This window comes from Wandonia sp. (assembly GCF_984588085.1).
Window position 1 is genome coordinate 1 of record NZ_CFIGVI010000071.1, and the last position, 10,118, is coordinate 10,118.

At 33.1% G+C, this 10,118-nt stretch carries 7 protein-coding genes; all 7 read left to right on the forward strand.

The window, feature by feature from the left end:
- The first annotated feature begins 481 nt into the window (after positions 1 to 481).
- Positions 482 to 1,717, forward strand: coding sequence for a sensor histidine kinase (locus tag AC4PL9_RS14720; protein WP_491605512.1), 1,236 nt, complete (start codon positions 482 to 484; stop codon positions 1,715 to 1,717).
- Positions 1,704 to 2,405 (forward strand): LytR/AlgR family response regulator transcription factor, encoded by a 702-nt coding sequence (locus AC4PL9_RS14725; protein WP_491605513.1) that lies wholly within the window; start codon positions 1,704 to 1,706, stop codon positions 2,403 to 2,405. The genes AC4PL9_RS14720 and AC4PL9_RS14725 overlap by 14 nt, the downstream gene beginning before the upstream one ends.
- Before the next feature lie 603 nt (positions 2,406 to 3,008).
- Positions 3,009 to 6,182 carry a T9SS type A sorting domain-containing protein gene (locus AC4PL9_RS14730; protein ID WP_491605514.1) on the forward strand — a complete coding sequence of 1,058 codons (3,174 nt, stop codon included), beginning with the start codon at positions 3,009 to 3,011 and terminating at the stop codon, positions 6,180 to 6,182.
- 472 nt (positions 6,183 to 6,654) lie between these two features.
- On the forward strand, positions 6,655 to 7,236 hold the full coding sequence (locus tag AC4PL9_RS14735; RefSeq protein WP_491605515.1) for a YdeI/OmpD-associated family protein: 582 nt from the start codon (positions 6,655 to 6,657) through the stop codon (positions 7,234 to 7,236).
- 283 nt (positions 7,237 to 7,519) lie between these two features.
- A complete protein-coding gene (locus AC4PL9_RS14740) occupies positions 7,520 to 8,272 on the forward strand; it encodes a hypothetical protein (protein ID WP_491605516.1) in 753 nt (250 codons plus the stop codon).
- Between the two features lie 232 nt (positions 8,273 to 8,504).
- On the forward strand, positions 8,505 to 9,815 hold the full coding sequence (locus tag AC4PL9_RS14745; protein ID WP_491605517.1) for a carboxypeptidase-like regulatory domain-containing protein: 1,311 nt from the start codon (positions 8,505 to 8,507) through the stop codon (positions 9,813 to 9,815).
- Between the two features lie 50 nt (positions 9,816 to 9,865).
- On the forward strand, positions 9,866 to 10,118 hold a 253-nt coding region (locus AC4PL9_RS14750; protein WP_491605518.1), incomplete at its 3' end, for a hypothetical protein.

A 10,118-nucleotide genomic window follows, 5' to 3' on the forward strand; every position in this document is an offset into this window, starting at 1 on the left:
CCGAACAAGTTGACAAATACAAATTAAAACTCTTTCTTTTTATAGCCTTACTACCGCAGGTGAGAAATTTGTATAAAAAATAGTGACGTGTAAGTATTGGTACTTTTGTTTTGGAACAAAAATGCTTTCATATATGAAATTTTCACCGAAAATCGATCATACAAAAAAGGGACAGGAAAGGTTTTTTTATCCAACCGAACGTGTGCCTTTATCAAATTTTGAAACAGTTGAAGAAATACAAAATACTTCAGTATCACTGGGAAATCATTTTGATTAATTTGTGTAAACCTATATTTCGCTCAATGTAACGTAAGTTGTTTTTTTTAGTGTTTTAGTAGGCGTTTTGATGAGGGGCGCTTCAATGGATTATGAAAATTCAGTTAATCCGTAAGAAACTACTGCTTGATTATTATATTACCTTTGAATAACCTTTGTCCTATAGCATTGGGGGACTATACAGCAAGAATGTGTAAAGTTAGATATGATTAATAAAATTCTGAATATAGGAGTCGGAAATGAATTTTCTCAATATGACAGAAATCAAAGGAGGTTACTAAACGGAATTGTTGTCCTTTCGATTTTAATCAAACTGTTGGGATTAATTTATATGATCAGCTATAAGTTTGTTCCTCAAGAGCAATATGCACAAACATTTATTACAGTACTATTGAATTTGGCAATGTTGTATTTCAATGCAAAGGGCAAATTCCATGTAACAATAGGGGTATTGGTGTTTTTAGTTTTCCTAGGATTAATTTCAATTGTTTTTGTCTTTAAAGTAGATATATATTCGCTATCCTTATTTCTTCTTTCGCTTTTCAGTTTTTTAACATTAATTATTGAATCAAGACGTAATGTTTTTATTTATACAGGATTTGCATTGATTATTGTCATGGTTGGTATACTCAATAACTACTACAATTTTTTATCTCATGCTGTTATCTATCCAGAAGAAAGAACTAGTACCATACGGTTTGCATCTATTATCGTGATTGCTTTTACGCTGTTTTATACTGTTTATCTAAAATCGTATGCCGTATCATATAAGAACCAGCTAGAAGAGGCGGTGGATGTAATTACAGAACAAAAAGAAAAATTAAAACAAAATGTTCAGCAAAAAGAAATGCTGTTGGCAGAAACGCATCATCGTGTTAAAAATAATTTACAGTTAATTATAAGCTTGTTAGAGTTGCAGATGGATGTTGTTAAAGAAAGTTCTGATTCGGAAGTGTTGAAAACAAGTGTGGCACGTATTAATTCAATGGCAACTATTCATAAAATGTTGTATAAAAATGAAGAACAAGTTGATCGTTTGGAGATGAAAGCCTATTTGGAAGAATTAGCAGCTGGCATTATTCAGCTTTATCCGGATTTTAAACAGAAGATCCATTTTACAACTTCAATGACTCCTTTTCAAATGAATCTTGAAAAAGCAATACCTATTGGGTTGATTATAAATGAGCTGGTTACAAACTTACTGAAATATGGAATTGCAAAAGAAGGAGAAAGTAACTTTATATTGAGCAATGAATTAACAGAAAAAGAATGTGTCTTAACTTTTCAGGATAATGGAGAAGGTATTCCTCTTGATGCAAAATCTAGCTTAGGTTTTAGTATAATTGGTATGCTATCTCGTCAAATTGGTGCTGAAGTAATTCAAACAAATGAAAACGGTGCGAAAACGGTAATAAAAATAGCGAGTAATGCAACTTTTTGAAATTACAACACTTATTCTCGAAGACCAGGAGTTGGTTGCTGAAAACTTGAGACGCACACTTATCAACCTTGGTGTGAAAAAGGTGAGGGTTGCAACTAGTGCTGAGTTAGCTGAAAGAATTTTTAATGAGGATACTATAGATTTAATACTTGTCGATATAAACCTTGGTGAAAATAAGAAGTCAGGAACGGATTTAATGTTGGAGTTAACACAAACTACTCCTATTCCGCATATTTATATCACAGCAAATGCAGACGAAAAAAACATAAAAGCTGCTAGTGAAACATCTCCAGAAGGATTTTTAGAAAAACCATTTACTAAAGAAGGTGTGAATGCATGTATTTCTATCGCTGTTCATAAAATGCGTAAACAAAAAACTACCATTACCTTACACGGTAAAAAAGCCCTCATTGACTTTTCTGAAATCCTTTATGTTGAGTCGCAGAATAATCACATCAAAATAATACTAGAAAATGGTAAAAAAGCTGTGGAACGCATAGCATTAAAAGATTTTATAGAACGATTATCACCTCATTTTCTACAGATTCATAAATCGTATGTAATCAATATGCAAAAGGTAGAAAAATACACAGCAACTGAAGTTATTATTCATAGACATCATTTACCAATTGGTCGTAGTTATAAACACAAATTTAAAGATCAAATGAAGAGTTACTTACCTGATTGAGTAACTGTTTTATTATTGATATGAAAAACTGAGCTTATAAAGGATAGCAGTGATATCGTGTTAAAATCTAACGCACGAAGTGATCGGTTTTCTGAATTTATGATACTGTAGGGCGTTTAAAGCATAAAATACTTGAAGGTATGGGGAATCGAGATGCCCTTTATCGTTTGGAGGGAGCAGTTGAGTTTGATTGTAAGCTTCCCGAACTAGTTACATTCAAAATTATAGATTTCCATATTTGAACAAGAATTCGTGTGGAATAGGGTGGTCAAGTCCAGAGTGTGGGCGTTCATTATTATACATCAACAGAAATCATTAATCTTCTTACCTTTTTCCTGAATAGTCAAAATCTTGATGATTTTGGGGGGCGAAAATTTACTCTTTTTTATACTTCTTTAAATAAAATTATTCCTCAAAATATTGTAACTAATTTGGGGGAGACTTACACTAAAATTATTCATTAATCACTTAAGAACTGTCGTTGACCACCATTATTTTGTCGTTGACACAATATTTTTGGTTTAATAATATGTAATAGTTTTTTTTGTTACAAAACTAGCATTTGTACAGAACGTAAGTTTTGTAGACTAACAATTTAAAACAATGAAATACATACTTATCCTCTTCTTAGGAAATTTACTTTTTTTTCATTCCAATGCTACTTATGGCAATGTTATTTATGTAGATGTAAATGCAACAGGTTTAGGAGATGGCTCTTCTTGGGGAAATGCATTTATTGATCTAAATCAGGCCTTGCAAATCGATAATGATGATGATACGATTAAAGTAGCGCAAGGAACCTATTACCCGACAACTTTTGATCGAACCACATACTTTTATGTGAATAAGAAAATTGTCATTCTTGGAGGTTATGATGCTTCAACAGGGATACGTCATTACGCATACAATAAAACGATATTCAGTGGTGACTTTCAATCTGATGGTATAAAAACGAATAATTCCAAAACGATTTTGTTGATTGCAAGTAGCGCAAGCGCATTAATTGACGGAGTTGTTTTTGAGGGAGGTTATGCAGATGGTAGTTCAATTGTTGAAAGAACTGGTGCTGCATTGATTAATTATGGCAATTGTTCACTGATAAATTGCATTTTCAGAAAAAATGAAGCAACGGGAGCTGGTCCTTTGTTTGATTCAGGAGTTGGCGGTGCCATTTTTAGTAACACATCAGAATCAATAAATGTTGTTAACTCACTTTTTTATGAAAATATGGCAACTGGCAATGGAGCAGCAATATCAACTGATCATGGAGCTGCTAATTTTATGAACACAACATTTTATAACAATATATCTCCGAAAGGAGCGTATAGTTATTACCAAGGGATTCCAGTAATTTCTAACTGTATTTTTGCCGGTAATTTATCTGGTAAGGATATTAATAAAGATGGTCCTCAGATACTTACTATTAAAAATTCAATTTTAGAAAATGATGTGAGCCTACCTACTGGAAGTATAGATAATGGGGGGAATCAATTAAACATAGATCCGTTATTACTTAATCCGGCAGGGTTTGATTTTTCTTTATCATCATCTTCACCTGCAATTGATGCTGGAAGTAACTCAGTTGTTTCCTTTTTTCAAAAAGATTTGAAAGAAGTGAATAGAATTTTAAATGGAACAGTAGATATTGGTGCATTTGAGTATTGTGTACCAAGTACAAATACACTTAATGTCTCATTGTGTAATTCATTAACTTATCAATCCCCAAGTGAAAAATATGTCTGGGCAACACCTGGAACTTATACGGATACAATTCCTAATTATGTTGGTTGTGATAGCATTATTACAATTAATCTTACAATTAACGCAAATGCACAAACTGATACAACAATTGTGAATGATTGTTATGCAGTGACTTCACCTAGTGGTAACTATACTTGGACGAATTCTGGATTTTACCATGATACAGTAACAAATATCAATGGTTGCGATAGTGTTTTAAATTTTAACGTAACAATTTTAGCGCCACGCGATACAATAGATATTGACGCATGTTCCTATTATACCGCTCCAAGTGGAAATTACACATGGACTAGCAATGGTATTTATTCTGATACGCTTTATAATCCATCTGGTTGTGATACTATTTTAACAATAAATCTTAATTTAAACAGTACAACAGCAACTTTTGATAAAGACGCCTGCTACTCATTTAATTCACCTAGCTTAAATTATACTTGGACAAGTTCAGGAACTTATTATGATACGATTCCAAATAGCGTGGGTTGTGATAGCATCATGATTTTTAACTTACGTGTTTTTGAGGACGAGCCGGCTAAAGTAATTTATGTGGATAGCTCTGTTGCAGTTTCGGGTGATGGAACAAGTTGGTTTTCAGCATATAAAACCATTCAGCAAGCATTGGATTCAACAAATGGGTGTTTTCAATCAATTGATACCGTTAAAGTTGCAAAAGGAACCTACTATCCACCTGACCCCTCAAATGATTCACTTCCTATAAGAATGAAGCATCGATGTGTTATGCTTGGGGGATTTGATGCTTCAACTGGCGAAAGAGACTATAAGTTATACCCGACAATTTTAAGTGGCGATATACAACAAGATAATGAGATCAATAATAATAGTAAAACGATATTAAAAATCGAAGAGGGTTATTCTATTATTGATGGGTTTATTATTGAAAATGGATTTGCGAATGGAGATTATTGCATTTGTGATCTTGAAGATTTTTCTGGAGCAGGAATTTTTACATCTTATGATTTAACGGTAAAAAATTGCGTATTTCGTAATAATCATGCAACATCATCAAACGGGTATGGAATTGGAGCTGCATTGTATGCAAGTTATACTTCAGACTCAATGCGTGTAATAAATTGTACTTTTTATAATAATACTTCAACAGGAAATGGTGGTGCGGTTACATTTGATCAAGCACCTGGAATTGTTAATAATTGTGTGTTTTTTAATAATATTTCACCAAATGGAGCTCTCCATGTTTGGGCAAATGAAGTAACGGTCAATAATTCAATATTTTTCAATAATAATGGGTCTAATATCAGTAATAATCCTCTAGATTCAGTCAAAGTTTATAATTCTTTATTTGATGGGGGGCTACCATTGGCAGTTACTGATAAAGGCGGAAATATTACATTTAGCAACCCATTGTTTGCAAATCCTGGTGTCGGAGATTTTAATCTAACGTTAGGTTCACCGGCAATTAATGCGGGTAAAAATAATGTTGTTTATTCTTCTTTAGATGCAAAATATGAACCTAGAATTATGGGGAATATTATTGATATAGGTGTTAGTGAGTATTGTAACAATGTATCTACTGTTGATAACCAAACGACATTACTCTCTTCAGATGCAAATTTTGTAGATTATCAATGGGTAGATTGTGATAGCAATTTTTTACCGGTTGCTGGAGCTAACTCAAAAGTTTTTGTACCAACAACCTCTGGTAATTATGCTGTTGTTGTTGATAATGGTGTTTGCTCTGACACGTCAGAATGCCAATATTTTGAAATGAATACGAGCGGTATATCATCACATACTTTAGAAAATCAAATAGCAATTTATCCAAACCCAACAGAAGAAACTGTGTATATTGAGTTTGATAAAGCAGTTGGAAAAGGAAGTGTTACATTGGTTGATCTTACTGGTAATGAACTTCAAAAGTTGGAGATTGAAAATACGTTAAAAGTAGCTATTAAAATGAATGTACCAAATGGTATGTATCTTTTGAAAATAAATCAAAATAATGGAAGGGTTCTAATCAAAAAAATAGTCAAGAGATAAATCGAACTCAGATTAATAATGTATTTGGTGAACTCTTATTTATTTGTTCATCTAAGAACAAGCCCTTACTATTGAGGTTCTCCTATTGATACGACAGCTTTCTGTATAAAGTTAAGTTAGATTTTTCATGCTGGGTTGCTTTTGTCGAAGAAAACATCTTTTGGTTTTTTGTAACAGAGGTTTTGATGGATTCGTTCATTGTTGTAAAACTTAAAGTATTTCTGGACATCTCTTTATAGAGTTCTACGCCATCATTAGCTGGGTTTAGATAAGCATATTCGCATTTTGAGTGACTCCCATAACCGTTCGATGATTACGTTGTTTATCTCTCGTCCTTTCCCATCCATTGATTACCCCTGACATAAGGTTGTCATACACTCGTGTTTTCTTTGTGGTGGTAATCATTTAAAACCCAAAAAGATGAGTGTAAAAGAATTAATCTCAGATTATGCTGTCTTTAACTTACTTGCAAATGAACAAAAAAGAAATTGAATTATTTTATCCAAAGACCAGACAGCATTGGAGAAAATGGCTTTCTGAGAATCATCTTGTTAAAGATGCTGTTTGGTTGGTTTTTTATAAGAAACAATCAGGCAAGGCAACCATTTCATGGAGTGATGCTGTGGACGAAGCATTATGTTTTGGTTGGATTGACAGCAAAGCAGAAACAATGGACACCGAAAGCTATAGGCAATATTTCTGCAAGCGAAAGCCGAATAGCACCTGGAGTAAAATCAATAAAGAGAAAATTGAAAAGTTGACTTCAGATAACCTAATGACCGAAGCAGGTTTTCACGTAGTCGAAAGAGCAAAACAAAATGATTCCTGGACAATTTTAGATGAAGTAGAAGCACTGAAAATTCCAAATGATTTAAAAGAAGTACTGACCAATTATAAAAATGCTTTTGAATACTTTGATAGTTTAAGTAAGTCAAATAAAAAAATGCTTTTGTACTGGGTAGTCTCTGCCAAACGGACAGAAACAAGACAAAAACGAATTGAAGAAATTTCAAAATTTGCAAGTCAGGGACAAAAACCTAAACAGTTCAGATAAGTTTAAAAGGATTGGATATCTCTTTTATAGACTTCTTTTAGAACTGGACGAAGAGAGTAAAAATGTTCCTAAATTTTCAGGAAGGTTTTAAAACGCAGAATAACAGGAAACATTTTTTTAGGGCGTTGGCCAGAGGGAAAGAAAGGGCTGTAATCATTATTATTTATGCGTCTAAAATGTACGTCACATAAAATATGAGAAACCTAAAAAAACTTCTACAACACATAAAAAATATAAAACGACTTAGTATATTAACCGTTGTGTTTGAAAAAAAGATCGTATAATGAAAAAGCTATCAGATTTTAAAAAACGGGAGAGACGTATATTTTCTAGATCTGATAAAGAAATTGTTGCAAAAATCAATCCTGAACCGAAAGATTGCTTGAAAGAAAGTGAACTTTATGATAACGAGTACTTATATCCTTTTTTTTCCGTAGACGGTGAGGTAATCAAAGAGAAATACAAGGGGTTAAAATTCCATGCGATTTCATGTCCTGTTTTTTTAGATTATGTTGACTATAGACTTACAGAAGACAATTTGTATCAGTTTTTAGGTACAAACAAATTAAAAGTTTCTGATTATCAAGATTTTTCATTGGTTTTGGAAAAACTTCTTGACGGATATCAAGATAATGAACATTTTGATTGGGGAAAAACACCTGAAAATTTATCTGTATCAACAGAAGAGCACGAAAGGTTCGTGGACCATACAGAATTTATTGAATTAGAAGTAAATGGTGCAAGTTGGTGCCAGGCTACTTATACTTACTATGAGGAAGAACTGGAAAACCATATCATAGACAATGACCCTAACTATGATCCGGATGAAGATGACTTGTCCGAAATACTTGTCGAAGTAGAAGATGATTATGATGTGACAAATTATGAGTTGGAGGTATTCAAAGATGAAAATGGAGATACTTTAGAATTTGTTTTTAGGGCTTCTGACATGTGTGGATTTGATATTTTTGGAGATTATTCTGTATTTTTTTCACCAAAAACCAGACTGGTAAGAATATTTTTTCAGTGCACATAATGCATTAAATAAATGAACACAGCAATGGCTACAAGTAATCGGAGTATATGTGTGATTTTAGTACAGGTATACAAAAACGAATTAGATTCAATAATTTTCTGACTATATTTAATGAGCTTTTGACTTATGTGGTCGAAAGGAGGTTAATAGATAACCAGGATAAGATAAATGTAGATTGTTTATTACTGCTACCAGAAGGAGTAATGACCTGCTAGTACTACAACTGAATAGAATGAGATTACTAATAACTCTATTTTTTGTGTTGACTTCCTTTTGGGGTTTTGTTCAGGATAAGGGACAGATAACAATTGTAGGGCGAGTTGTCGATACAGATAATATTCCTCTGATAGGTGCGACCATTCTTGACACAATTACAAAGAAAGGAACAACGACCAATAAACAGGGAATTTTTTATCTGACACTCCCCAAACAAGCTACAACGATTTATATTTCATATCTAGGGTATTATACATTGGAAAAGAAAATAACGAGAACAGAAATTGATCAATCAAAAAAGGATACGATTTTACTCGCTATTTCGTTAAAACCAAAGACAGAAGAATTGACAGAGGTCGAGATACGAGCAGCTAATATTGCACGGACTTATGATAAACCCAATACGTTAATTCTTGACTACGATTTTCATCCTGAAGGATTATTTCTGCTACTTTCAGCAGGCAACCAATATAAGCTTAGATTGATAGATGGTAATAGTAACACGTTGAAAGATATTGCTATTCGAAATAATCCGGAGAAATTATTCAGAGACTGTTTTGGTAATTTACACATTCTGTATGCAGACACTGTCTATCAAATCTACGGAGATCAATCTGATTTGAGTTTAATGAATGGGTTTTCAATTAGGAAATTTGAGGAATATCTTTTGCCCTGTGTGGCAGCCTATGACGATGTTCTGTTCTTTGAGGACTATGGTTTACATAATCAATCGATCATTTACTACCTGATTGAAAAGAATAGTAAGAAAAGGAAACTTGTACAGGAAATTGTTGACAAAGAAAGTCTTACTGCTATTGACGACTATTACAGGGAAACAATGGCAGAAGCAGGAATAGCTCCGAGTACAGTAGGAGATAACAGTATCGCTCAGCAGGATTTTGCCCGAAAAGTAGAAAAAAAGGTATGGTTTTATCAACTTACTTTGAGTAGGCCAATTTATAATCCCTTATGTAAAGTGAGAGACTCAATATTCATTTTTAACCACATAGTGGATTCAGCATTTGTTCTTAATGAACAAGGTGAGTTACAAAGGACTTTTCCGATCGATTACCAGTATAAAAACGGGTGGAAGAATGAAATAATAATAGACTATTCAGGAGCAGAAATATACGTGAAATGCGTAAGAGGTGGATTGGCTTATTTGTTGCAAATTGATCCTGATAGCGGACAAGTTGTGAATGAATTCAAATTAAAGGGGCATGTTTTCCCGGACAAAATAAAAGTACGTGACGGATTTGCGTATTATTTATACAATGAAAAAAAGGAATCTGGCAGAATGAACATATATCGCCAAAAAATAAAATAACCATACGGATAATCAAAGCAATTTTTCCTGATAAGTTTTTTATTTCGATAGTGAAATCAAGAGAAGAAGAAATAGTGGTTCAGATAACGGATCTTTGTTTAAAAAACAGATCGTCTCAATTTGACATTTCTCTGGATGGAACAACGGACTCAGTGTTTTTATGTATTGATGAAAATAAGTTTCGTCTTGAGGATCACAGGATCTTTCTTTATGAAATAGAAAGGCTTGAACGACAAGGTAAAATAGCTCTTATTAAAAAGTATAGCCTGAAAGAACTGAGCGACAATGAAACCATGCGATTGA